The sequence below is a fragment of the Sphingopyxis alaskensis RB2256 genome, assembly GCF_000013985.1.
In the GTDB taxonomy this organism is placed as follows: domain Bacteria; phylum Pseudomonadota; class Alphaproteobacteria; order Sphingomonadales; family Sphingomonadaceae; genus Sphingopyxis; species Sphingopyxis alaskensis.
Map to the genome: position 1 here is coordinate 315,347 of NC_008048.1, position 24,981 is coordinate 340,327.

The following is a 24,981-nucleotide window of genomic DNA, read 5'->3' on the forward strand; positions in this document are numbered from 1 at the left end:
GTCGGAACGCGGTTCGCCAAACTAGTTTGGGACGGGCAATTTATCCAGCACCATGCGAAACATTATTACGCCTACCTGCGAGGTAGTCGACCCGAACGCCTTTTGCATCCCATAGGCCGCACCCATGACCAGCCGCCTCGGGCCCATGCTGAAGGCCATCCGCGAACGCGCGGGCATCGCGCAGCTCGAGCTGTCGCTGCGCATGAATGTGTCGCAGCGCCACATCAGCTTTGTCGAAAGCGGCCGCTCGCGCCCGAGCCGCGACCTGATCGGGGCATGGCTCGGCGAAACGGACGCGCCGCCTTCGCTGCGCAATGCGGTGCTGCTCGCGGCCGGATACGCCCCCGCATCGCACGATGTTTCGCCGCGTGATCCACGGCTGGCGGTCGCGATCGCAGCGCTCGACCGCACGCTGGACCTGCACGAACCCTATCCCGGCCTGGTTTTCGATGCCGACTGGCAGGCGCACCTCACCAACCGGAGCGCGCGGCGGCTGATGCGGCTGAACCTGCCCGATTTCGTTGCTGCGCTCGATGATCTGTCGCTGGGTTTCAGCATGATCGACGCGCTGATCCATCCCGGCGGGATGTTCCGCTATATGCGTGACCCGTGGATCGGCGGCGGCGCGCTGCTCGACCAGCTGCGCCGCGAACAATGGGTGCGCCCCGCGATCGAGCCGCGCGCCGACCGGGTCGAGGCGTCGATGATCGAACGCTTCGGCCCGCGCCCACCGCAGCCGACGAAGCCTTCGGCCGATCCCTGTCTGAACCTGGTCTTTGATACGCCGCAGGGGGTGATGCGCTTTTTCACGATCCAGAGCGTCTTTGCCTTGCCGCAGGATGTGACGCTGGCCTCGCTGCGCATGGAATTGTGGTTCCCCGCCGACGAGCCGACGCGCGCGGCAATGCGGGCACTCGCGAACAGCGAGGCTGCCCCTGGCGAGCCGCTGGTCACCGTGAAGCCATAAAGCAGGACATCGCCCCCGATCAGGCGATGATGGTGCGGTCGAGAAGACTCGAACTTCCACGGCCTTTCGGCCACAACGACCTCAACGTTGCGCGTCTACCAGTTCCGCCACGACCGCACATCATGATGGTCCGGATCGGGTCCGGCACCAGGTAGGAGCGGGCGCCTAGCAAAGCTCGCCGGACGATGCAAGCGAGCTTCGCCGCTTTTATTTCCGCGGGTGCGAAGGCCTCGCGTCCGCGGCCACGGCGCATGTCACCAAAGCGACTCCAAAGAGTCACGCAACTGTCACCGCTCTGGCGTCAGACCGTCATCGAATCACCCTAGTGGCGGCGTCACCGGGGGCGAGAGGCAGTTTCGCTCGCCCGCGGCGTGTTTTTCATCAGGAGCGCAGCTCAACGAGTTTGGGGCGCACACCGGGAACGGAGATTTTCATGGCGGCTTTCGCACGCATTCATATGGTCATGCTCAGCGGCGTGGCCTGTTCCATTCTGGCCGCTTGCGGCGCCGACGGCGTGGCCTCGCCGGGCGAGGGCGTGATCGTCGTCCCCGCGCCGACCCCGACCCCGACCCCCACGCCCACGCCGACCCCGACGCCCACCGGCGTCACCCCGGCCGCAAATTGCCCGACGATCGCCGGCGCCGACCAGCTCACCGACCTCGGCACGATCACCGGCAACGAAGGCACCTGGCGCAACTGCGGTTTCCCCGCGCGCTTCAATTCGACCACGGCGATCCCGAAGGTCGCCGGCGTGATTTACTCGCTGCCCGGCCGCGTCGATGTCGGCACCGACCAGGGTCCGACCGAGGAAGCGGGCGACCCCGCCGACGTCACGCTGACGATTGATCCCGGCGTCACCATCTTTGGCGCGACGGGCGTGTCCTTCCTCGCCGTCAACCGCGGCAACAAGATCGACGCGGTCGGCACCCCGACCCAGCCGATCGTCTTCACCGGCCGCGGCAATGTTGTCGGCAGCGCGACCGACAACACGTCGCAGCTGTGGGGCGGTGTCGTCCTGCTCGGCCGCGCGCCGATCACCGACTGCCTTGCCCCCGCCGCGACCCCCGGCACCGCTGCGTGCGAACGCAACACCGAAGGCGCGACCAACGCGCTTTATGGCGGCGCCACCGCGAACGACAATTCGGGTCGCATGTCCTATGTCCAGATCCGCTATTCGGGCTTTGTCCTGTCGGCGAACAGCGAGCTTCAGGGCCTGACCCCCTCGGGCGTTGGTTCGGGCACCCAGATCGACCATATCCAGATTCACAACAGCTCGGACGATGGCGCCGAAGTGTTCGGCGGCCGGGTCAATATGAAGCATCTCGTCATCACCGGCGCCGAGGATGACGGTCTCGACACCGACGTCGGTTATCAGGGCAATATCCAATATGTCATCGGCGTCCAGCGCGCCGGCGGCGCGGTCGGCGACTCGATGATGGAAATCGACTCGGACGGCAACGAAGAGGCGATCCCGCGCCAGCGCGTCGCGCTGTCGAACTTCACCTATATCCAGCGCAACAATGCGGCGGGCAATGGCGCGGCGATCCGCATCCGCGGCGGCGCCGACTATATGTTCGCCAACGGCCTGATCGTCGCGCCGGGCATTCGCTGCCTCCGCATCGACAGCGTCACGACCGTTCGCGCTGCCGATCCCGCGCTTGACGATCAGGGCCCGCCGCGCTTCGAATCGGTGTCGCTCCAGTGCAACGCGACGCCCTTCCGCGGCTCGAACGGTGTCACCGATGCCGAGGTGCAGGCGATTTTCGAAGCCGGCACCAACAACCGGTCGAACTATGTGCCCAGCCTGACCAACCTGTTCGTCAACGGGGCCACCGAAACCGGCTTCACGCCCTTCGACGCGAAGACGCTGAACGCCTTCTTCGACACCACCGCCTATGTCGGCGCCGTCCGCGACGCCAACGACAGCTGGTACCAGGGCTGGACCTGCAACTCGGCGACGGCGGACTTCGGCACGTCGAGCGGCAGCTGCACCGGCATCCCGACGACCTGATCGCCCGCGATCGATTTTGGGGAGCGGGCTGCCGGCAACGGTCGGCCCGCTCCCTTCTTGACAATATCCCTGGGGACATATTCCATGACCAAGCGGCCGATCTTCGCCAGCCTGCTCCTCCTTAGCACCGCGCTTGTCGCTCCTGCCGCGCTTGCGCAGGGCAGCGGCGCCGATCCGGCGCCGGCCGCCGCCGACGAGCCCGTCGCCGACGCGGCCGCGCAGGACGAGGACGCCGATATTTCGATTCCGGGCGGCGCCGACGCCGAGATCGTCGTCACCGGCCGCTTCACGCCCAATGTCGTCCGCGCGACGCCCGAAGTCGTTTCGGTGCTGTCGTCGGCCGACATTGCGCGGACCGGCGAGGGCGACATCGCCGGCTCGCTCCAGCGCGTGACCGGCCTGTCGGTCGTCGGCAATGGGTTCGTCTATGTCCGCGGCCTTGGCGACCGCTATTCGCTGGCGCTGCTCAACGGATCGCCGCTGCCCAGCCCCGAACCGCTGAAGCGCGTCGTTCCGCTCGACCTCTTTCCGTCGAACGTGATCGATTCGACGCTGGTGCAGAAAAGCTATTCGGCGAACTTCCCCGGCGAATTCGGCGGCGGCGTGATCAACCTCACGACCAAATCGACCCCGCGCGAAACCTTTCTGACCTTCTCGGGCGGCGTCGGCTGGGACAGCGAGACGACGAACGAGCTTGGCTATACCTATTATGGCAGCGACACCGACTGGACGGGCTTCGACGATGGCACGCGCGATGTGCCGCCGCTCTTGAAGGCCGCCTTTGCCAGCGGCAAGCCGATCCTCGAAGGCGCCGATTTCACGCAGGACGATCTCGAGGCGATCCAGATGGAACTGGTCAACGCCGAGACGAGCCTGCTCCAGCAGAATGATCATATCCCGATCAACTGGTCGGCGGGGATCACCGGCGGCACGACGATCACGCTGCCCAACGGCGAGCTGGGTATCATCGCCACCATGGGGATCAGCAACAAGTGGCGCACGCGCGACACGCTGCAACAAACGTCGCTGAACCAGGATCTCTCGGGCGATCCGCAGACGAGCTTCAACCGCGTCATCACCGACAACCGCATCGTCGTGAACGGGCTGCTTGGCTTCGGGCTCGAACTGGGCGATCACAAGTTCCGCTGGACCAATTTGTTCATCCGCGACACGCTGAAGCAGGCGCGCCTCGGCCTCGGCGTCGATCGCAACCAGTCCGAACGCGACATTCTGGAGCAGGACACGGCGTGGTACGAGCGTCAGCTCATCAACACGCAGCTGGTGGCCGAGTTCGATTTCGACCGGTTGCAGCTCGACCTGCGCGGCGGTTACGCCAATTCGCAGCGCGAGGCGCCCTATGAGCGCGGCTTCACCTATGTCCGCACCAACCTGCCGACCGAACAGGATCCGACGGGCGACAAGTTCGTCAACGACCTCGGCGGCAACCGCGGCGATGCGACGATCGCCTTTTCGGACCTCACCGAAAATCTGTGGTCGGGCGGTGTCGATCTGTCCTATGAAGTGGCGCCGCGTATCACCGCGACGATCGGCTATGCCTATAGCGACACCAGCCGCACCGCCGTGCGCCGCGCCTTCCAGTTCCGCGGATCGAACCTGCCCGTCGAGGTCACGCAACTGCGCCCCGACTATCTCCTCTCCGACGCGACGATCCAGCTCTATGACATCTCGCTGCTCGAAACCTCGGCGCAGGACGGCACCGCCGCCTTCGATGCGGCGCTGACGACGCACGCGGGCTATGGCCAGGTGCAGGCCGAGATCATTCCGGGGGTCAACATCAACGCGGGCGTCCGGTACGAGGATGCCAGGCAGACGGTGCGCCCGATCGACCTGTTCAACACGGGCAGCAGCGCGATCGTCGCGACAAACCTCAACAATGATTATTGGCTCCCCGCGGTCACGCTGACCTGGGAAGTCGCGCCCGACATGCAGCTGCGCATCAACGGGTCGAAGACGATCGCCCGCCCGCAGTTCCGCGAGCTGATCGCCCAAGTCTATCAGGATCCCGAATCGAACCGCGAGTTCCGCGGCAACCCGTCGCTGACCGACAGCGAGCTGTGGAATGCCGAGGTGCGGTACGAATGGTATTTCGATCGCGACCAGCGCTTCACGCTGGCCGGTTTCTACAAGTCGATCGACCGACCGATCGAAACCTTCACCTCGATCAGCACCGACTCGGTCGCCAACTCCAGTTTCGCCAACGCGCCGAAGGCGACCCTCTATGGCGCCGAGGTCGAGGTGCAGAAATATGTCCCGCTCGATACGCTGTCCGACGCGCCCTTCTGGCAGAGCCGCCGCCTCGTGCTCATCGGCAACTACACCTATACCAAGTCGGAAATTAAGGTCGGCGACGACGATACGACGGTGATCAACGGCGTGACGCTGAGCGCCGCCGACTTCTTCTTCGACGGCTCGCCGCTGACCGGCCAGTCGGATCATATCGTCAATTTCCAGATCGGGATCGAGGATCAGGACAAATTGTCGCAACAAACGCTGCTTTTCACCTATGCCAGCCCGCGCGTCACCAGCCGCGGTCCGTCACAGCAGCCCGATATTCGCGAAAAACCGGGCATTTCGGTCGATTTCGTGGCGCGGCAGGGCGTGACCCTGCTCAACAAGGACATCGAACTGAAGTTCGAGGCGCGCAACCTGACCGGGCGCACCTATAAGGAAGTGCAGGAAGCGGGCGACAACCGCATCTTCCTCAACCGCTACAAGCTGGGGCGGACTTTCTCGCTCAGCGCGTCGCTGAAGTTCTGACAAGGGCGAAGGCCTCTCTCCACAGGGGGAGGGGCCATTTCCGCCTCGCCGGACTCGCCGGGCCGACAAAAAACTGTAATCTTCCCGTCAACTGATTGTCACCAATCGCACCTAGGCGATTCGCGAGACCGATTTTTTTCAGTTGGGGGGCAAGATAGATTCCATGGCGACGCTGATGCCCCGATCGGCCGTTCGGTTGCCGCGCGCGCTGCCGTCCTGGCTGCGCGTGGGCGGACGTTCGCCGCGGGCGATCTGGCCGCAGCTGCTGGTCGGTCTGCTCGGCGCGCTGCTCGTGTGGCAGGCGGTACGGCTGCTGTGGGTATTGCTGACCCCGGTTTCGCCGCTCGGCGCGTGGCAGCCGCAGACGGCGGCGATCGCGTCGGCAGCCGAACGACGCGCGCTGTTCACGAGCCTCGATCCTTTCTTCCGCGGCGCGGCGCAGGGACCGGCGGCGGCGACGGTCACGTCGGCGGGGCTGACGCTTTTCGGCATCAACCTCAACGAAGCGACGGGCGGTGGCTCGGCGATCATCGCGGGCGAGGACGGGGTGCAGACAAGCTATGCCGTCGGCGACGAAATCGCGCCGGGGCTGAAGCTCGCCGGCGTTGCTTTCGACCATGTGCTGCTCGATCGCGGCGGCGCGCGCGAAAGCCTGTTCCTCGACCAGAGCGGCGCAGCGCCGGTCGCGCGCCCCGCGACGCCGCTGCCCGCGCCGACGGCAGAGGTTGGTGCTTCGGCGAGCGGCGAACTGACGGCCGCGGCGATCAAGGCGGGGATCGCTTTTGCGCCGCGCATCGAGGATGGCCGCGTCACCGGCATCGTCGTTCAGCCCACGGGCGACGGCGCGACCTTCCGCGCCGCGGGGCTGCGTCCGGGCGACGTGATCCGATCGGTCGGCGGCCGCCCGATCGGGGCGGCGAGCGATGCCGCCGCGCTTGCCAACCAACTCACGCCGGGCGCGCGCATCGCGCTCGAAGTCGAACGCGGCGCCAGCGTCGTTCCCGTCGCCATCTTCCTTTCGAAGCAATAGGTTCTATGCGTCTCAAACTGTCCCTGATGCTCGCCGCCGCGCTCGTTTCCGCAACCCCCGTGCCGGCGGTCGCCCAATATACGCTGAACGTCCGCGACGCCGACATTCGCGCCTTCATCCAGGACGCGGCGCGGATCACCGGGCGCACCTTCGTCATCGACGGCCGCGTCAACGGCAAGGTGTCGGTCGTCACCGACCGGCCGCTGTCGCGCAGCGAATATTTCGAGATTTTCCTCGCGACCTTGCGCTCGAACGGGCTGGTCGCGGTGCCGGGGCCGAACGGTGCGTACCGCGTTCAGCCGATCGACGGCGCGGCGGCGCAGCCGGGCCGGATCGGCAGCGGCGGCGCGGCGCAGAACCAGTTCGTCACCGAAATCATCCGCCTGCGTCATATCGACGCGGTCGCCGCGGTCGAAACGCTGCGCCCGCTGGTCAGCGCGCAGGGCTCGCTCACCGCCAACCGCAACGCGAACAGCCTGGTGGTCGCCGATTTTGCCGATAATATCCGCCGGATCCGGTCGCTCGCGGCGAGCATCGATCGCGACAGTTCGACCAGTCAGATCGTCACGCTGAAAAATGCCGGCGCGCGCGAAATCGCCGCGGCGCTCCAGGCGCTCGTCCCGGCGGCGGGCGAGGGTGCGCGCGCGCCGGTCGCGATCGTTCCGATCGACAGCAGCAACGCGATTGCGCTGCGCGGCGATCAGGCGCTCGTGACGCGCTTCGTCGCGATGGCGAACGAGCTCGACGCCAAGGCGGCGGGTGGCACCGAGCTGCGCGTCTATTGGCTCGAACATGCCAATGCCGAAACCTTGCTGCCGACGCTGCAACAGCTGATCGGCGGCGGCAGCGACCCGGTGCAAAGGGCGGGCTTGCCGCCTGCATCATCCTCTTCGTCCGGCGGCGACGGCAATGCGGCGCCCGCCGCCGCAGCCCCCGCATCCTCCTCGACCGGCGCCGGGGGCAGCGGCAGCATCTCGACGCGCGGCCCGGCGATCGTCACGCGCTACGAGGGCGCCAACGCGATCATCGTCGCCGCGAACAGCGAAGTGCAGCGGATGCTCGGCGAACTGATCCGCCAGCTCGACGCGCGGCGCCAGCAGGTGCTGGTCGAGGCGATCGTCGTCGAAATCGGCGACGATGCGGCGAAGCGGCTGGGCGTCCAGTTCCTGCTCGGCGGCAAGAATATCCCCTTCGTCGCGACGAGCTACAGCAATGCATCGCCCAATATCCTGACCCTGGGCGGCGCCTATGCCTCGACGCGGATCAGCGAAGAGACGACGACCACCGACGGCACCACCGTCGTCACCCAGACGACGAGCGCGCTCGGCGATGCCTTGCAGGAAGCCGCGGCGGCGCAACTGCTGTCGGCAACCGGCGGCTTCGCGGGCTTTGCGGGCGACATCGGCAAGAACACCATCTTTGGCGCGATCATCAACGCGGTGAAGTCGGACACGACCTCGAACCTGCTCGCGACGCCGCATATCGTCACGCTCGACAATCAGCCCGCCAAGTTCCTCGTCGGGCAGGATGTTCCGATCACGACCGGCGAACAGCTGGGCGACAATTTCGAAAATGCCTTCCGCACCGTCCAGCGCGAAGAGGTCGGGATCAAACTGGAGGTGACGCCGCAGGTCAACGGTGCAGGCGAAGTGAAGATGTTCCTGCGTCAGGAAGTGTCGAGCGTCGCCGGTCCTGTTTCGTCGCGCAACAGCGACCTCATCCTCAACAAGCGTGCGTTCGAGACGGTGCTCACCGTCGACGATGGCGAAATCCTGGCGATCGGCGGCCTGCTCAACGACGACGAGCGCAGGACGATCGAGCGTATTCCGCTTTTGAGCGACATTCCGCTGATCGGCGAACTGTTCAAATCGCGCAGCCGGACGCGCGCCAAGACCAATTTGATGGTCTTCATCCGCCCGACGATCCTGAAAAGCCGCGAGGACAATGCCGCGCTTACCGCGCGCCGCTATGGCTATATCCGTAACTTCCAGCTCCAGCGGAACCCCGACGTCGAACCCGCGATCGACACGCTGGTGCGCGACTATATGGGCGCGACGCCGCCGTCGCCGCCGACACCGGACGATGTGACTGTCGGCCCGGTCAACCTGCCCCAACTGCGTGGCACGGATGGCGCAGTGATCCAGACCGACGTGCCGCCGTCGGTTTCGCAGGCCCCCGCCCCTCCCGCCGGAGACTATCCGTGAGCGACAGCGAACCGGCCGCGCCCGCAGCGGCGCCGGTCGACATCCCCTATGGCTTTGCGCGCGCACACGGTGTCGTCATCGCGCCGGGCGAGGAGGGCGTCTGGCTCGCGACCCTGCGCGAAGGCAGCGATCCGGCGGTGCTGATCGAGGTCAAGCGCCACCTCGCGCAGCCGCTGCGCGTCGCGACCGCCGATGCGGCCGATTTCGACCGGCTGCTGTCCGATCATTATGCGGTCGACAGCTCGGCCGCGGCGATGGCGGGGTCGGTCGGCAGCGACGGGCTCGACCTCGGCATCCCCAGCGCCGAAGACCTGCTCGACAGCGCCGACGACGCCCCCGCGATCCGCCTCATCAACGCGATCATCGCCGAAGCGGTGCGGCAGGGGGTCAGCGACATTCATATCGAACCCTATGAAAGCGGGCTGGTCGTGCGGATGCGCGCCGACGGCGTGCTGCGCGAGCATCTCAGGATGCCGCCGCACGTCGCCCCCGTCGTCGTCAGCCGTATCAAGGTGATGGCGCGGCTCGACATCGCCGAACGCCGCGTGCCGCAGGACGGCCGCATCGGGCTGACGCTCGCGGGGAAAGCGGTCGATGTGCGCGTCTCGACCTTGCCGAGCCGCGCGGGCGAGCGCGTGGTGATGCGTATCCTCGACAAGGACGCCGCCGGGATCGACTTCGACATACTCGGCCTGTCTGGCGAGGCGGACCGGATCTTGCGCGAGGCGCTGGCCGAACCCAATGGCATCATCCTCGTCACCGGGCCGACCGGATCGGGCAAGACGACGACGCTCTATGCGGCCTTGAAGCAATTGAACGACGGGCAGCGCAATATCCTGACCGTCGAAGACCCGGTCGAATATGCCGTTGACGGCGTGGGTCAGACGCAGGTGAACAGCAAGGTCGGGCTCGACTTTGCCGCGGGTCTGCGCGCGATCCTGCGCCAGGACCCCGATGTGGTGATGGTCGGCGAAATCCGCGACCGCGAAACCGCCGACATCGCGGTGCAGGCCTCGCTCACCGGCCATCTCGTGCTCTCGACCGTCCACACCAATGATGCGGTGGGGGCGATCACGCGCCTGAAAGATCTGAAGGTCGAACCCTTCCTGCTCGCCTCGACGCTGCGCGCGGTGATCGCGCAGCGGCTGGTGCGCAAGCTCTGTGACAATTGCCGCGAGCCGGTGCAGGCCGACAACAGCATTGCCGCGATGCTGGGGCTCGACATCGGCACCGTGATCTGGCGGCCCAAGGGCTGCGAGGCGTGCGGGGGCACGGGCTTCAAGGGCCGCATCGGCGTGTTCGAGGCGATCAAGGTCGACGACACGGTGCGCCGCTATATCTATGCGGGTGGCGACGAGGCGATGATCGCGAAGCACGCCTTTCTGAAATCGCCGACGCTGGCGTCCGCAGCGCGGACGATGGTCGCGAAGGGACTGACGACCGCCGAGGAAGCGATCCGCGTCGCGCGGCGCGAGGATGTCGATGCCTGATTATCGCTATGTGGCGATCGATCCCGCAGGCCGCGAGCGCAAGGGGCGGTTGACCGCCGCGAACGACGATGCCGCGCGCGCCGACCTGATCCGCCGCAAGTTCCACATCGTCGTGGTCGAGGAGGCGGGGACGAAGGCCGGATCGGGACGTTCGCTGCTCGCCTTTCGCAAGGACCGGCTTGGCCGCAAGGAACTGGCGCTTTTCACGCGCCAGCTCGCGACGCTCGCCGAGGTCGCGCCGCTCGAAGAGGCGCTGCGCACGCTGACGCGCCAGAGCGAGGCCGAAAGCGCGCGCGGGGTGATTGCCGACGTTCATGCCGGGCTGCTTGAGGGGCGCCGCCTTGCCGACGCGATGGCGCGCCAGCCGACGAGTTTTCCGCCGCTCTACCGTGCGATGGTCGCGGCGGGCGAAACCACGGGCAGCCTGACGGTGATCCTCGCACGACTCGCCGACCTGCTCGAACGCCAGGCCGAAGTGCGCGGCAAGCTGATCGCCGCGCTCGCTTATCCCATCGTGCTCGCGGTCGTCGCGATCGGCGTCGTCGCGGCGCTGATGATTTTTGTCGTCCCGCGCGTCGTCGAACAATTTACCGACACCGGCCAGCGATTGCCCTTTCTGACCCGCGCGGTGATCGGCGTGTCCAGCTTTGCCGCGAACTGGTGGTGGCTCATCGCGCTGCTGATGGTCGCTGCGGCCTTCGGCTGGGCGGCGGCGATACGCCGCCCGGCCTTCAAGGCGCGCGTCGATGCGCGGCTGCTCCGCCTGCCGCTGCTCGGCCGCCTGCTCCGTGATCTTTATGCCGCGCGGTTCGCGCGCACCCTCGCGACGATGGTGTCGAGCCGCCTGCCGCTCGTCGAGGGGTTGCGGCTGACCTTGCCGACGATCCGCAATGCGGCGCTGGCGAGCGCCACCGCGGGACTTGTCGATCAGGTGCGCGCCGGGGGCAGCCTGTCGGCGGCGCTGCGCGATGCGGGGGTTTTCCCGCCGCTGCTCGTCTATATGACCGCGAGCGGCGAAAGCGCCGGGCGGCTGGAAGTAATGCTCGAACGCGCGGCCGATTATCTGGAGCGCGAGTTCGACCGCTTCACCGCCGCGTCGATGGCGCTTCTCGAACCTGTCATAATTGTCGTTATGGGGTCATGTGTTGCCCTTATCATCCTCGCCATTCTGCTGCCGATCCTTCAGTTGCAGAATCTAGCCGGACTGTAATAAATGTCGCTGATGCAGCTTTTTCTCCGCCTGATGCTCGATACCGGACGTCCGCCGGTTCATCGTCGCCGTAAAAAGGGCGAGCGCGGCTTTACGCTGACCGAGTTGATGGTCGTCATCTTCATCATCGGCCTGCTCGCGACGGTGGTGATGATCAACGTCCTGCCCAGCCAGGACCGCGCGATGGTGACCAAGGCGAAGGCCGATATTGCGACGCTCGAAACCGCGCTCGAACAATATCGGCTCGACAATCTGACCTATCCGACGTCGACCGACGGGCTGAATGCGCTTGTCACCGCGCCGCCCGCGCTCGCGCAGCCCGAACGCTATCGCCGCGGCGGCTATATCAGGAAGCTGCCCGAAGACCCGTGGGGCCGCCCCTATAATTATCAGGCGCCCGGCCCGAACGGCAAGGCGTTCGACGTCTGGTCGCTTGGCGCCGACGGCGCCCCCGGCGGGACCGACGAAAATGCGGATATTCGCGGCGACAGCTAAACTCCGCGCGCGCGCGCGTCCCGACGCCAACGGATTCACGCTGGTCGAACTGATGGTCGTGCTGGCGATTATGGCGCTCGCGGCGACCGCGGTGGTGCTGACGATCCCCGGCGAGGAACGCAGCGTGCGCAGCGAGGCCGACCGGCTCGCCGCGCGCCTCGCCGCCGCGCGCGACGTCGCGGTGATCGAGGGGCGCAGCGTCGCCGTTCGCTTCGCGCCATCGGGTTACGGCTTTGAACGCCGCATCGCGGGCGAATGGCAGCCGCTGCCGGGACGCCCCTTCGAACAGCGCAGCTGGCCCGCCGACGTGACCTTTTCGGCCGAGAGCGGGCAGGGCGTCGCGCGCATCCTGTTCGATCGCGTCGGCACCAGCCCGACGCCGCAGACGGTCGTGCTGTCGGGCGGCGACGCGCGCGAGATGGTGCGCGTGTCGGCGACGGGGGAGGTCAGCCGTGGGCGCTGACCCGTTGCGCCCCGACGAGCGCGGCTTCACCCTGCTCGAAATGCTCGTCGCCTTGAGCATCATCAGCATCGCCGCGCTGACGCTGGTGCGGCTCGACGCCTATGCGGTGCGCACGGCGGGTGACCTCGATGTCAGCACGGTTGCGGGGATCGTCGCGCAGAACCGCGCGGTCGAGCTGTGGACCGACCCCGCGCCGCCGACGATCGGCAACAGCGCGATCGGCGTCACGAACGCCGGGCGCAACTGGCGCATCGACCAGCGCGTGACGAAAACCGCCGACGCGGCGCTGCTGCGTATCGACCTGCTCGTCCGGCCCGAAAGCGGCAGCGGGCAGGCGGCGCTGACGATCATCCGGCCCGCGCGATGACCGATCAGCGCGGCTTCACCCTGGTCGAGATGCTCGTCGCGCTGTCGCTGTTCGCGGCGATTGCGGCGATCGGGGTCGGCCTGCTGCGCAGCAGCATCGACACGCAGGACGCGGTGCAGGAACGGCTGAAGGGCATGAGCGGGATGAACCGCGTGCGCGCGATCATGGCGAATGATCTGGCGCAGGCGGTGCAGCGGCCGACGCGCGGTGCGGCGGGGGAGGCGGTGCCAGCGTTCGTCGGATCCAGCAATGGCTTTGCCTTTGTCCACGCCGGTGCGGCGGCGTTTGACGGCAGCCCGCGCCCCGCGGTCGCGCGCGTCGGCTATGCGCGCGTCGGCAGCGAATGGCGGCGCGCGACGCAGCCGATGCTCGACGGCACCGCGCTGGGCGAGGGCGACCGGTTGCTGGACGCGGTGACGGCGGCGCGGGTGCGCTATCGCGACGAGGCTGGGCGCTGGAGCGAGAGCTGGACGTCGGAGCCGGGCGACCGCCTGCCGCGCGCGGTCGAGGTGCGGATCGACCGAACGGGCCGCCCGCCGCTGACGATGCTGTTCCTCACCGCGCCGACGCCATTGCCGCCGCCCGCCATCGCGGGAGAGGCGCCATGACCCCGGCACCGGGCGATCGCGGCGCGGCTTTGCTGAGCGTCCTGCTGCTCGTCGCGGTGATGGCGGTGATCGCGGCGACCGCGCTCGACCGGCTGACGCTCGCGACGCGGATCGCGGGCAGCGCGGCGACGGTCGATCAGGGACGCGCCTACAGCTTTGCCGCCGAACAGATTGCGCTTGGCAGGGTCGCCGATCTGGTCGGGCGCGATCCGGCGAAGCTGACGCTGGCGGGCGACTGGCTGGGGCGCGATTTCGTGCTGCCATTGCCCGGTGGCGAGGGACGCGCGCGGCTGACCGACGCCAGCAATTGCTTCAACCTCAACAGCCTGGTCGCCGAAACGCTGCCGGGGCGCTTGACGCAGCGCATGGGTGCGCAGCGGCAATTCGCCGCGTTGATGACCCTGCTCGGCATCGAGGATGGCGAGGCGCAGGCAATCGCGGGCGCCGCGGCCGACTGGATCGACAGCGACAGCAACGAAGGACGGCTCGGCGCCGAGGATAATGTCTACCGGTCGCTGCCCGGCGCCTATCTGCCTGCGAACCGCAAGATGGCGCATGTCAGCGAACTGCGCGCGGTGCGCGGCGTCAGCGCCAAACTCTACGCGCAGCTGGAACCCTGGGTCTGCGTGCTGCCCACGACCGACCCGGTGAAGCTCAATGTCAACACGCTCGCCGCCTGGCAGGCGCCGCTCGTCGCGATGCTGTGGCCCGGCGAAATCGACGTCAGGGCCGCACGGGCGGCGCTAGCCGCGCGGCCCGCGGGCGGCTATGGCAGCAGCGTGCGATTCTGGGAGGCGTCGGCGTTCGATCGCCGCAAGCCGCCGGACGATGTCGCCGAACAGGCGGCGGTGACGAGCCGCTGGCTGGTGCTGACGACGAATGTGACGATGGGGGACGGGTTTCTGACGGCAGTTTCACTCATCGACGCCAATGGCGGCGCGCCGTCGGTCGGCACGGCCCCTCCGGTGATCGTGCGCCGCGACTGGGGCGAAAGCGACTGACGTGACGCGCACCTTGCTGATCTGGTTGCCGCGAGTGGCGGCGCTTGCGGACGCCGCCGCCGCGCCCGCGGCGTGGCTTCGCATCGACGACGGCGTTGTCGTCGACAGCGGGCAGGACGACGGCTGGGTCGCCGATTGGGAAAAGCAGGGCGACGATGGCCCCGACGACCGGTTGATTGCGCTGGCGCCCGCCGCCGACGTGCCGCTCCGTTGGTTCCACTATCCCGACGCCGCCCCCGCACAGGCCGCCGCCGCGGCGCGCATCGACGCGCTGAAGGCCAGCCTGGGCGATGCCGCCGGGCTGCATGTCGTTGCGGGGCAGCCCACCGAGATGGGGCAAGCGGTGCCGGTGGCCGTGACGACGCACGCGGCGATGACCGGCTGGACCGGCTGGCTGGCGGCGCGCGGGCTGACCGCAGCGGCGATCATTCCGGCCGCTGCTGCGTTGCCGCCGCCCGAAGCCGACAGCCTGTGGTCGGCCGAACTGGGCGGCGAGCGGATCATCCGCTCGGCCGACCGCGCCTGGGCGTCCGACCCCGAACTCGACCCGCTGATCGCGGGCAATCACGATGTCGCACCGCTCGATGCCGAAGCGATGCGCGAGGCGCTGTTGCTGACGCTCGCGGCGCCGCCGCTCGACCTGTTGAGCGGCGCGTGGAAGCCGAAGCGCCGCTGGGCGGTCGATCCGGCGATGCTGCGGCTCGCGAAACGGCTGGCGATCGCGCTGGTCGCCGTGAGCGTTGCGATTCCGATCGTCTACGCGCTGCGCCTGACCGCCGATACCAGCCGCGCCGATGACGCGGTGGTGGCGATGGCGACAAGGGCCGGGGTCACGGCGTCCGATGCGAGCGCCGCGGAAACCGAGATCGACCGTCGGCTGGCGACCGCGGGGGGCGGGCCCCTCGCCTTTTCGGTGCCAGCATCGGCGCTCTACGACGCGATGCGCGATGCGCCGGGCGTGTCGCTCAAAAACCTGTCGCACCGCACCGACGGCACGCTGACGACGACGCTCGCGGCGCCGCGCGTCGACGACATCAACCAGGTGCTGCTGGCGTTGCAGGCGCGTGGCTATCGCATCACGGCGCAGCCGATGGCGGGGGCCGGCGGACAGCAGATGGCCCATGTCACGATCCGGGCGGTGCCATGACGGAGCGGCTGAAATACTGGTGGGCGGGATTGTCGGGGCGCGAACGCTGGCTGGTCGGTATCGCCGCGGTGCTGGCGCTCGGTGTGCTCGGCTGGGGGTTGGGACGGCCCGCGGTGGCCGCCTTCATCGACCTGGAGAACCGCCACCGCGCCGCGATCGAGCGCGAGGGGCGCGTTGCGGCGAAGGTCGCGCTGCTTGGCGCGCGGCCGCAAAAATCGGTCGCGGCGAGTGCCGACGCGGGCGCGATCGACCAGTTTCTACAGCAATCGGCGGGCGAGATCGGGCTGACGCTCGACCGCAACGAAGCGCGCGGCACCAATCGGGCAGCGATTGCGATTGCGACGGCGAAAGCGCCGGTGCTGACCGACTGGCTCGCGTCGCTCGAAGCGCAGGGCTTTGTCATCGACCAGCTCACCATCACCCCCGCCGCCGACGGCACGGTCGGGATGACGGCGGAACTCAGAAAGGGCGGACAATGAGCGTGCGGCGGCGCTGGATCGTTGCGGCGGCGCTGCTGGCGCTCGTCCTGCTTGTCGCGACCTTTCCGATGCGCCTCGCGCTCGGCTGGTCGGGGGCGGGCGACGCGGGGGTGTCGGCGCGGACGGTGCGCGGATCGGTCTGGTCGGCCGAACTGGTCGATGCGCGGCTCGGCGCGCTGCCGCTCGGCACGGTGCGCGCCAGCCTGTCGCCGCTGGCGCTGCTCACCGGCGCGACCGAACTGGCTTTCGAGCGCAGCGACGACCGGCTCGGCGCGCTCGCGGGACGGCTGCACGGCACCAGTCCGCGCGGCATGTCCGACGTCAATGGGATGAGCGCGATGGTCGGCGGGCTGGGCATGATCCCGGTCGATACGATCCGCTTCGAGGGCGCGACGGTGCGCTTCGACGATGCGGGCAAATGCGTGCGCGCGAGCGGCCGGGTGCAGCTGATGGTCGCCGCGCCGATCGCGGGGCTCGACCTGTCGCGCGGGCTCTCCGGCCCGCTCCGCTGCGCGAACGGGCGCGCCGAAGCGGCGCTCGCCAGCCAGTCGGGGATGGAGCGGTTGACGCTGATCTTCGATGGCGGCGGGGCCTGGCGCGCACGCCTTGCCATCAGCGTCGACCGCGATCCGACAATGGCGGCGGCGCTCGCGGCGCTGGGCTTCCGCGCTGCGCCGGGCGGGTTCGTGCTGGCGACTTCGGGTCGCTTCTGAAAGATGAATAGCGCAGCATATCCCGTTCGCGTCGAGCGAAGTCGAGACGCCGTGCCGGCCAGCCGGGCGTCTCGACTTCGCTCGACGCGAACGGATTAGATCGCAATCGGGCGGTGGTCGACCAAAGCCTGAAAATCCTCGATGCCTTGCCCTTCGGCACGGGCATCCTGCTGGCCGGGCTGACCGGGCTGCTGCTGGGCAGTTTTATAGCGACGCTGGTGCTGCGTTGGCCGGAGGGGCGCTCGCTGCTCGGGCGCTCGCAGTGCGACGGCTGCGGACGGGCGCTCGGCGTGCGCGATCTTGTCCCGCTTGTATCGGCGGCGCTGTCGCGCGGGCGGTGCCGGACGTGCGGTGCGAGGATCAACCCCTTTCATGGCCGGGTCGAGCTTGTATCGGCGCTGATTGGCGCCGGGGCGCTGGCGCTGCTTCCGGGCACGGCGGGCTGGCTCTGGGCGCTGTTCGGCTGGTTGCTGCTGCCGCTCGCGCTGCTCGATGCGCGGCATTTCTGGCTGCCCGACCGGCTGACGCTGTTGCTGGCGGTGACGGGGGTGTTGCTGGCGGGACCGATGCTCGGCACGTCACTGGTCGATCGCTGGGTCGGAGCGCTGGTTGGCGGTGGCACGCTCGCGCTGCTCGCGTGGCTCTATGCGCGTGCGCGCCGACGGGAAGGCATGGGGGGCGGCGACCCCAAACTCGTCGCGGCGACGGGCGCGTGGCTCGGCTGGCAGGCCTTGCCGCTGATGCTGCTGCTCGCGAGCCTTGGCGGAATCATCTGGGCGCTCGTCGTCCAGCGAAAAGGGGACCAGCCGCTCGGCGAGCGGCGAGTCCCCTTCGGTATGTTCCTTTGCGGTGCCGCCTTTGCCGCGGTGCCGCTGTGGCCGCTTATCGCCCGATGACGACGGTCACTGCGCGGCGGTTCTGCGCCCAGGCTTCCTCGTTCGAGCCGATCGCGGCGGGGCGTTCCTTGCCATAGCTGATGACATTGATCCGCGACGGATCGATGCCGAGCGAGGCGAGGTAGTTTTTCGCGGCGTTGGCGCGGCGTTCACCGAGGGCGATATTATAGTCGCGCGTGCCGCGTTCGTCGGCGTGGCCTTCCAGCGTGACCCGGACCGCGGGATTGCGTTGCAGCCACTGGGCCTGGCTTTGCAGCGTCGCCTGATCCTGCGCATCGACATTATACTGGTCGAAGTCGAAGAAGATGCGGTCCGATGCCACATTGGCGACGAAATCTTCCTGCGATCCCGGAACGACGCCGGTGCCGGTGTCGGTTGTCGTGTCGGTCCCGGCGCCTTCGGGCGCGGGGGGCAGCGTGTCCGGGGCCTTTTTCGCGCAGGCGCCAACAGCAAGCATGGTGATCGCCGCGATCATCGCGGTGCTTTTGCGTATCGTCATGTCTTCTGTCCTCTTGTTATTGTGGAGAAACTCTCTCCAACGGGCGGTTTCGCGGCGTAGCGACGCGATAGGGGAACCCGATGGAGCCCTTTTGGTTCCTTGCTTGTCAAGGCAGAACCGGCCCCCAGCTGGGGTCCGATCCGTCCTGCGGGGTCGGCAGGCGGCGCAGGTTCACGCCGGTCAGGTCAACCTGCCACAGGCTGGACCTGCCCTCGCGGCCCGGCGTGGTGCGGAAGAACTGGATGACGCGGCCGTTCGGCGACCAGGTCGGCGCCTCGTCCTGCCAGCCGTTCGTCAGCATCCGCACCCCACCGCCCGACGGCGTCATCACGCCGATGCGAAACTCGCCGCCGCCCATGCGGGTGAAGGCGATCAGGTCGCCGCGCGGCGACCATTCAGGGGTGGCATAGCGTCCGCCGCCAAAGCTGATCCGCTGCTGGTTCGACCCGTCAATGTTCATCACATAAAGCTGCTGGCTGCCCGACCGGTCGCTTTCGAACACGATCTTGCGCCCGTCGGGCGAAAAGCTGCCGCCGACGTCGATCCCCGGCGCGGTGGTCAGTCGCACCGGCGTGCCGCCGTTCGCCGAAATGCGATAGATGTCGGTGTTGCCGCCGACCGCCATCGAATAGAGGATCTGCGTCCCGTCGGGCGACCAGCGCGGGGCAAAGGTCGGATTGCGGCTTTCAGTCACCAGCCGCTGTGTCCCCGACGCAACGTCATAGATGAAGACGCGAACCCGGTCATTCAAATAGCTGACATAAACGATCTTCTTGTAATCCGGTGAAAAACGCGGACTGAGCGCCAGCGCCTGACCGTTGGTGATGAAGCGGTGATTGCCGCCGTCCGAATCCATGATCGCGAGCCGTTTGATGCGGTTCCCCTTGGGCCCGCTCTCGGCGATATAGGCGACGCGGCTGTCGAAGAAGGGCGCCTCGCCCGACAGGCGCGAATAGATGGCGTCGGCGCATTTATGCGCGGCGCGGCGCCAGTCGGCGGGCTGTATCTCGAACCCCTTGCGCACCAGTTCGCTGCCCAGCGCCGTATCATAGAGGTAACAGCCGACGATCAGGCTGCCGTTCGATCCGGCATCGACAAAGCCGTGGACGACATTTTCGGCGCCGCGCGCTTGCCATTCGCCAAAGCGCGGCGCCTGCACCTCGGCGCGGCCGATCGCGCGGACGCCGTTCGGGCCGATCGGTTCAAAGAGGCCGCTGCGTTCCAGGTCGGCGGCGATGACGTCGGCAAGCTGGCGGCCGAGGGCGTCGGTGCGCAGCCCCGCGACGGTCTGGACCGAGGCGGTGGCGAAGGACGGGATGCCGATGACCGTGCGTTCCTGCGACAGCGTGCCCTCGATCGTCTCGCGCGGTTCGGTCTGCACTGTCGCGGGCGGCGTCGGGGCGGACTGGGCGAGCGCTGGTGCGCTGGTCAGCAGCAGGGCGAGCATTAGGCTGATCGGACGCAGGGACATGTTGCTTACCTCTTGATGAAATCGAGCGTGTAATTCTGCCAGAAGCTGTAATTTTCTTCGGGCAGGTCGAAAGGCGCGGCAAGTTCGACCGCGCGTTTGGCGCATTCCTGATGCCGCTCAATCTGGAAACGGTTGCTGTCATTCTCGCCGGTCGTCGTCACGCTGGTGAATCCCGCCAGCGCGCCAGACTGGGTCAGGCGGAACTTCACGATGGTCTTGAGCTGGTCGACGTCGACGCCCGACACGCGGCAACTGTTCCAGCGCGGCGCAACCGCGGCCTTGATGCTGACGTCGATCGAGCGGCGCACCTCGGCCGCGGTCGCCGCGGCGGGCGCGCCCTTGCTCGATGGCGATTTGGGCTGCGACTTCGACAGCCCTTCGGCGATCCCGTCGAGGCGGCCGGTCGGGCGCGCGGGGCGGTCCTTCGCAGGCGGCGCCTTGGGGGCGGCCTTGGGCTGCGCCTTGACGGCGGCGGGCGGGGTCTGTTTGGGCTGCGCCTTGGGTCGCGCGACCTGTTTGGGCGTCGGGGCGGGCGTCGGCCGCACGACCGGTTCAGGCAGCGGCGGCGCGGGCATCGGTTCGGGCGCCGCGATATCGACATTATCTTCTTCGCCCAGCCGCGCCGCGGGGGGCGTCTCGCTGATGACCGGCGCGGTCGATTGCACCGCGGTTTCGGCGATCAGGTCGACCTCCATCGGCGGATTGTCAAAGCGGCGCTCGCCCGCGGTCCACTGGATCGAGAGCAGGCCGATGATGACGACATGCGCGGCCACCGCGATGGCAAAACCGCGTCGCTCGTTCCCCCGATCTGCACCTGCCTCGGCCATGGTTCCAGCCTATTGCCCGCTATCTGAACCGTCGGTGACCGCGGCGTCGGCGGTCGGCGGCGGCGTGTCGGCCGACGCTTCGGCGCCCGTCGTCACCAGCGCGATGCGCGTCAGGCCCGCGCGGTTGAGCTCGCCCATCACGCGCATCACCCGGCCATAATCGAGTCCCTTGTCGGCGCGGAGCATGATCTGGCGCGGCCTGTCCTCGCCCCGCCGTTCGCGCGCAATCGCGTCGAGCCGTGCGGGAAGCTCGGCCTCGGGCACGATCTCGTCGCCGATATAGAGCGTGTCGTCGGCATTGATCGAAAGCTGCACCGGCTCCTCTTCCTCGGTCTCGACCGGCTTGGCGCGACTTTCGGGCAGGTCGATCGGCACCGCCGAGGCGAGCAGCGGCGCGGTGATCATGAAAATGATCAGCAGCACGAGCATCACGTCGACCAGCGGCGTGACGTTGATCTCCGACATCGGCGCGCGGCGATGGCCGCGCCCGCGCCGTCCACCGCCGCCGCCCGAAGGTCCGGTCATCGCCATCAGGCCTCGACCTCCAGTTCGCGGCTGAACGTCGCGTGCAGCCCGTCGGCAAAGCGGCCGAGGCGCGATTCGAGGCGATTCAGGCGCTGGGAAAAGGCGTTGTAGGCGATCACCGCCGGAATGGCGGCGAACAGGCCGATTGCCGTCGCGAACAGCGCCTCGGCGATCCCCGGCGCAACGACCGCCAGACTGCTGTTATTCTCCGCCGCGATTGCGGTGAAGCTGCGCATGATGCCCCAGACGGTGCCGAACAGCCCGACGAAGGGCGCGACCGCGCCGATGGTGGCGAGCGTCCCGATTTTCTCGGCCAGCCGGTCGATCTCTCCTGCAATCGCGCTGTTCATCGCAATGCCCAGCCGTTCGCGCGTGCCGTCGCGGTCGATCACCTTGCCCTTGGTCGAACGCCGCCATTCGCCGATCCCGGCGCTCAGCACCTTCGCGCTCGGCAGCTCTTCGGCGCCATTCTTGTCGAAAAAGCGGTCGATATTGTCGGCGCGCCAGAAATCGCGCTCGAACCGCTCCGACGCGCGCATCAGCTTGCCGACGCCGCGGCCGTGGGTGAAGATCACCGCCCAGACATAGATGGAGGCGGCGAGCAGGCCGATCATCACCGCCTTGACGATGATGTCAGCCTGAAGGAACAGCGCGACGGGCGACAAGGTCGCCGCATCGGCGGCCAGCGAGATATTGTCTAGCAAGGGATGTTGTCTCCATTCATGATCGCGGTGAAACGCTGCACCCAGTCCGCGGGCTGGCGCCGTGGCCGCCCGGTGGGTGAGAGGAAGGCGGCCGTGACCCTGCCGTCGGTCAATGTCTCGCCGCTTAACGTATCATTTGTGCGAAGGATGCGCTGTGCGATGATGACGCTCGCGCCGCGTACCACCTCGACCGTGCTGACGACGAGCAGATCGTCGTCGAGCTTTGCGGGGCTGCGGTATTTGATCGAAAGATCGGTGACCGCCCAGGCGCCTTCGCCGTCTTCCATCGCCGCGCGCTGATCGATCCCCGCAAGACGCAGCATGTCCGATCGCGCGCGCTCCATATAGCGCAGATAATTGGCGTGATAGACGATGCCCGAAAGGTCGGTGTCCTCGAAATAGACGCGCGCCCGGTAATGATGCTCGATCCCGACAAAGGCGCCGGGGACGAAGGGGGGTGGGGCATTGACCATCGCTTCGACCGATAGCCGCGCTTCGACTCGCCGCAAAGCCCTGATAAACGCTTTGTCGCAGTCGGGGGCCGGTTGGTGGAGCCCGTATAGCGTCGCCCCCGCGAAGGCGGGGGCCGCTATCGGCTTACGCAGCCGGGTTGGAGAAGATTCTCCAGCGGCCCCCGCCTTCGCGGGGGCGACGATCATTTGTCGAACAGCCCGTCCTGCGACCCGGCGGGTGGATTGAGCCCCAGATGTTTCCACGCGCTGGCGTTGAGCGTCCGCCCGCGCGCGGTGCGGGCGATCAGCCCGATTTGCAGCAAATAGGGCTCGATCACATCCTCGATCGTGTCGCGCGGCTCCGAAAGGCCTGCGGCGAGCGTTTCCACCCCGACCGGACCGCCGCGATAGATGTCGGCGATCATCGTCAGATAGCGCCGGTCCATCGCATCGAGGCCCAGCGCATCGACCTCCAGCCGGTTGAGCGCGGCATCGGCGGCGCGTGCATCGACGATGGCGTGCCCCGCCACGGCCGCGAAATCGCGCACGCGGCGCAGCAGCCGTCCCGCGATGCGCGGCGTCCCGCGCGAACGCTTGGCGATTTCCAGCGCGCCGTCGGGCGCGATGGCAAGACCAAGCAACCGCGCCGCGCGGCCGATCACCTGCTCCAGCTCGGCGTGCGTATAGAAATTGAGCCGCACCGGAATGCCGAAGCGATCGCGCAGCGGCGTCGTCAGCAGGCCTTGCCGCGTAGTCGCGCCGACGAGGGTGAATTGGGGGAGGTCGATGCGGACCGAACGCGCCGACGGCCCCTCGCCGATCATGATGTCGAGCGCGCGGTCCTCCATCGCGGGATAGAGGATTTCCTCGACCGCGGGCGACAGGCGGTGGATTTCGTCGATGAACAGGACATCGCCGTCCTCTAGATTGGTGAGCAGCGCGGCAAGGTCGCCCGCCTTGGCGATCACCGGCCCGCTGGTCGAGCGGAAGCCGACGCCAAGTTCACGCGCGACGATCTGCGCCAGCGTCGTCTTGCCCAGCCCCGGCGGGCCAAAGAAGAGCACATGGTCGAGCGCGTCGCCGCGCGCCTTCGCCGCCTCGATAAAGATACGCAGATTCTCGCGCGCCGCCGCCTGGCCGACGAACTCGGCCAGCGTTTTCGGGCGCAGCGCGGCGTCGGCGTCTTCGGGGGTGCGGATGGGGGTGGTGAGGTCGGTCACGGTTTTGCCTTATACCTTCTCCCTCCGAGGGAGAAGGATACGCAGCCTTGCCGCTGAAAGCGGCTAGGCGGAGTTGGATGAGGGGGCTCGGCGGTGCCGATGTGGGCCGCCGATGATCCCCTCACCCAGCTTCGACTAAGCGGCTTCGCCGCCAAGTCTGCGCAACCCTCTCCCGACGGGAGAGGGACAGGGGGGTCGCAAGGCTCAGTCATGATGCTCGATCCCGTCCCCGATGATCGAGACCCAGGGCTCCCTGCGTTCTTCCCAGACCGAATATTCGGGCGCGAAGCCGTGGCCTGGTTCGAAATTGCCGAGCGGGATCGCATAGGCGTCGTGATGGGGCCGCGCGCGGTACCAGACGCCCGACCCACAGGTCGGGCAAAAGAAGAAGTCGGCGGTGTGGCCGCTGTCGCCAGTATATTGCCACAGCTTCGCCTCGCCCTCGGTGCGGACCTGTTCGGCGGGGAAACGGACCTGCGCGGCAAAGGCGCTGCCGCTGCGCGCCTTGCACTCGCGGCAATGGCACACCGACACGCGGATCGGCTCGCCGGTGCAGGCGATGCGCACCTGCCCGCAGCGGCAGGATGGGTGGCGGGTGCGGTCGGTCACTTCGCCGCTTTCTTGAGCGCCACGCGGACAAGTGCATCAAGGCTGGCATCCGCGCCCAATTCCTCATTAGCCGCCGCGACCGCGGCGCTGGCTTCGCCGGGTTTGAAGCCGAGGCCGGTGAGTGCGGCAATGGCGTCGCCGACCGGGCCGGCGGCGGCCGAGAGGGCCGGGCCGCTCCCCGAAATGCCGCCGAGCGCGCCGGCCTTGTCCTTCAGTTCATGCGTGATGCGCTGCGCGAGTTTCGGGCCGACGCCGTTGGCGCGCGCGATCATCGCGCTGTCGCCGCTCGCCAGCGCGCGTTGCAGGTCGGCGACTTCGAGCGCCGAGAGGATCGCCAGCGCGACCTTGGCGCCGACGCCCTGGACGCTGGTGAGCAGGCGGAACCAGTCGCGTTCCTCGGCGCGTGCGAAGCCGAGCAGGCGCAGAAAATCCTCACCCACCAGCATTTCGGTGTGGATGGTGACCTCGCCGCCGACCGCGCCCAGCGCGTCGAGGGTGCGCGCCGACGCCTCGACCAGATAGCCGACGCCGCCGACATCGATCACCGCATGGCCTGCGCCGTTGCTGTCGAGCCGTCCGGTGAGTTTCGCGATCATGGAAACTGCGTAGCGCGAGGAGAACGAAAAGGGAATCGGTTTCCGGCTTTGTCAAAGGCGTTGTACGTTCGTCGGCTTGATTTGATCTGAGAGGCGAATGTCTGTTTTCAGCCGGAAGTGGCCATAGTGGCTCTCTCCCCTTCAGGGGAGAGATACGCAGGCTTGCCAGCTTGCTGGCTAGCCGGAGTTGAGAGGGGACTGGCGGTGTTCCCCTCTCCA

The 24,981-nt window shown here is 67.8% G+C and carries 25 protein-coding genes and 1 tRNA gene; 16 read left to right on the plus strand and 10 right to left on the minus strand.

Annotation, left to right across the window (positions count from 1 at the left end):
* Positions 1-124: 124 nt before the first annotated feature.
* A complete protein-coding gene (locus tag SALA_RS01550) occupies positions 125-967 on the plus strand; it encodes a helix-turn-helix domain-containing protein (RefSeq protein WP_011540625.1) in 843 nt (280 codons plus the stop codon).
* 30 nt (positions 968-997) lie between these two features.
* On the opposite strand, the gene SALA_RS01555 is transcribed toward SALA_RS01550, so the two are convergent.
* A tRNA-Leu gene (locus SALA_RS01555) sits at positions 998-1,084 on the minus strand.
* A gap of 316 nt (positions 1,085-1,400) precedes the next feature.
* On the opposite strand from SALA_RS01555, the gene SALA_RS01560 reads away from it, so the two are divergent.
* The 15 genes from SALA_RS01560 (at position 1,401) to SALA_RS01630 (ending at position 17,859) form a co-directional block, all read left to right on the plus strand.
* Entirely contained in the window at positions 1,401-2,978 is a 1,578-nt protein-coding gene (locus SALA_RS01560; protein WP_011540626.1) for a hypothetical protein, read from the plus strand.
* An 84-nt stretch (positions 2,979-3,062) separates the two neighbouring features.
* Positions 3,063-5,756, plus strand: a complete 2,694-nt coding sequence (locus tag SALA_RS01565; RefSeq protein WP_011540627.1) for a TonB-dependent receptor domain-containing protein — start codon at positions 3,063-3,065, stop codon at positions 5,754-5,756.
* A gap of 163 nt (positions 5,757-5,919) precedes the next feature.
* On the plus strand, positions 5,920-6,786 hold the full coding sequence (locus SALA_RS01570; protein WP_011540628.1) for a type II secretion system protein N: 867 nt from the start codon (positions 5,920-5,922) through the stop codon (positions 6,784-6,786).
* 5 nt (positions 6,787-6,791) lie between these two features.
* Complete coding sequence (gspD, locus tag SALA_RS01575) at positions 6,792-8,990, plus strand: type II secretion system secretin GspD (RefSeq protein ID WP_011540629.1); 2,199 nt, start codon at positions 6,792-6,794, stop codon at positions 8,988-8,990.
* On the plus strand, positions 8,987-10,480 hold the full coding sequence (locus SALA_RS01580) for a GspE/PulE family protein (RefSeq protein WP_011540630.1): 1,494 nt from the start codon (positions 8,987-8,989) through the stop codon (positions 10,478-10,480). Before gspD ends, SALA_RS01580 begins: the two co-directional genes overlap by 4 nt.
* On the plus strand, positions 10,473-11,690 hold the full coding sequence (gspF, locus tag SALA_RS01585; protein WP_011540631.1) for a type II secretion system inner membrane protein GspF: 1,218 nt from the start codon (positions 10,473-10,475) through the stop codon (positions 11,688-11,690). The genes SALA_RS01580 and gspF overlap by 8 nt, the downstream gene beginning before the upstream one ends.
* A gap of 12 nt (positions 11,691-11,702) precedes the next feature.
* A complete protein-coding gene (gene gspG / locus SALA_RS01590) occupies positions 11,703-12,185 on the plus strand; it encodes a type II secretion system major pseudopilin GspG (protein ID WP_237700973.1) in 483 nt (160 codons plus the stop codon).
* Positions 12,160-12,648 (plus strand): GspH/FimT family pseudopilin, encoded by a 489-nt coding sequence (locus SALA_RS01595; protein ID WP_011540633.1) that lies wholly within the window; start codon positions 12,160-12,162, stop codon positions 12,646-12,648. The genes gspG and SALA_RS01595 overlap by 26 nt, the downstream gene beginning before the upstream one ends.
* The gene (gene gspI / locus SALA_RS01600; protein ID WP_011540634.1) at positions 12,638-13,015 is read left to right on the plus strand and encodes a type II secretion system minor pseudopilin GspI; all 378 of its coding nucleotides are present in this window, start codon (positions 12,638-12,640) and stop codon (positions 13,013-13,015) included. The genes SALA_RS01595 and gspI overlap by 11 nt, the downstream gene beginning before the upstream one ends.
* On the plus strand, positions 13,012-13,623 hold the full coding sequence (gene gspJ / locus SALA_RS01605) for a type II secretion system minor pseudopilin GspJ (protein WP_011540635.1): 612 nt from the start codon (positions 13,012-13,014) through the stop codon (positions 13,621-13,623). Before gspI ends, gspJ begins: the two co-directional genes overlap by 4 nt.
* A complete protein-coding gene (gene gspK, locus SALA_RS01610) occupies positions 13,620-14,624 on the plus strand; it encodes a type II secretion system minor pseudopilin GspK (RefSeq protein ID WP_011540636.1) in 1,005 nt (334 codons plus the stop codon). The genes gspJ and gspK overlap by 4 nt, the downstream gene beginning before the upstream one ends.
* Before the next feature lies 1 nt (position 14,625).
* Entirely contained in the window at positions 14,626-15,771 is a 1,146-nt protein-coding gene (gspL, locus tag SALA_RS01615; RefSeq protein WP_153802610.1) for a type II secretion system protein GspL, read from the plus strand.
* Complete coding sequence (gene gspM / locus SALA_RS01620) at positions 15,768-16,250, plus strand: type II secretion system protein GspM (protein WP_011540638.1); 483 nt, start codon at positions 15,768-15,770, stop codon at positions 16,248-16,250. Before gspL ends, gspM begins: the two co-directional genes overlap by 4 nt.
* Complete coding sequence (locus tag SALA_RS01625) at positions 16,247-16,963, plus strand: type II secretion system protein N (protein WP_011540639.1); 717 nt, start codon at positions 16,247-16,249, stop codon at positions 16,961-16,963. Before gspM ends, SALA_RS01625 begins: the two co-directional genes overlap by 4 nt.
* A gap of 113 nt (positions 16,964-17,076) precedes the next feature.
* Positions 17,077-17,859 (plus strand): prepilin peptidase, encoded by a 783-nt coding sequence (locus SALA_RS01630; RefSeq protein WP_011540640.1) that lies wholly within the window; start codon positions 17,077-17,079, stop codon positions 17,857-17,859.
* Here SALA_RS01630 and pal read toward each other — a convergent pair.
* From pal to ruvA, 9 genes are all read right to left on the minus strand, one after another.
* Positions 17,846-18,358, minus strand: a complete 513-nt coding sequence (gene pal, locus SALA_RS01635; protein ID WP_011540641.1) for a peptidoglycan-associated lipoprotein Pal — start codon at positions 18,356-18,358, stop codon at positions 17,846-17,848. The genes SALA_RS01630 and pal overlap by 14 nt on opposite strands.
* Before the next feature lie 106 nt (positions 18,359-18,464).
* Positions 18,465-19,829, minus strand: coding sequence for a Tol-Pal system beta propeller repeat protein TolB (tolB, locus tag SALA_RS01640; RefSeq protein ID WP_011540642.1), 1,365 nt, complete (start codon positions 19,827-19,829; stop codon positions 18,465-18,467).
* A 5-nt stretch (positions 19,830-19,834) separates the two neighbouring features.
* Positions 19,835-20,656 carry a hypothetical protein gene (locus tag SALA_RS01645; RefSeq protein WP_011540643.1) on the minus strand — a complete coding sequence of 274 codons (822 nt, stop codon included), beginning with the start codon at positions 20,654-20,656 and terminating at the stop codon, positions 19,835-19,837.
* A gap of 9 nt (positions 20,657-20,665) precedes the next feature.
* Positions 20,666-21,187: a protein TolR gene (gene tolR, locus SALA_RS01650; protein WP_011540644.1), complete on the minus strand. Its 522-nt coding sequence runs from the start codon at positions 21,185-21,187 to the stop codon at positions 20,666-20,668.
* Positions 21,187-21,885: a protein TolQ gene (gene tolQ, locus SALA_RS01655; protein WP_011540645.1), complete on the minus strand. Its 699-nt coding sequence runs from the start codon at positions 21,883-21,885 to the stop codon at positions 21,187-21,189. Before tolQ ends, tolR begins: the two co-directional genes overlap by 1 nt.
* Positions 21,879-22,358, minus strand: a complete 480-nt coding sequence (locus SALA_RS01660) for a YbgC/FadM family acyl-CoA thioesterase (RefSeq protein ID WP_011540646.1) — start codon at positions 22,356-22,358, stop codon at positions 21,879-21,881. The genes tolQ and SALA_RS01660 overlap by 7 nt, the downstream gene beginning before the upstream one ends.
* A gap of 182 nt (positions 22,359-22,540) precedes the next feature.
* On the minus strand, positions 22,541-23,557 hold the full coding sequence (ruvB, locus tag SALA_RS01665; RefSeq protein WP_011540647.1) for a Holliday junction branch migration DNA helicase RuvB: 1,017 nt from the start codon (positions 23,555-23,557) through the stop codon (positions 22,541-22,543).
* 204 nt (positions 23,558-23,761) lie between these two features.
* Positions 23,762-24,166: a GFA family protein gene (locus tag SALA_RS01670; RefSeq protein WP_011540648.1), complete on the minus strand. Its 405-nt coding sequence runs from the start codon at positions 24,164-24,166 to the stop codon at positions 23,762-23,764.
* On the minus strand, positions 24,163-24,762 hold the full coding sequence (gene ruvA / locus SALA_RS01675; protein WP_011540649.1) for a Holliday junction branch migration protein RuvA: 600 nt from the start codon (positions 24,760-24,762) through the stop codon (positions 24,163-24,165). The genes SALA_RS01670 and ruvA overlap by 4 nt, the downstream gene beginning before the upstream one ends.
* Positions 24,763-24,981: the final 219 nt, after the last annotated feature.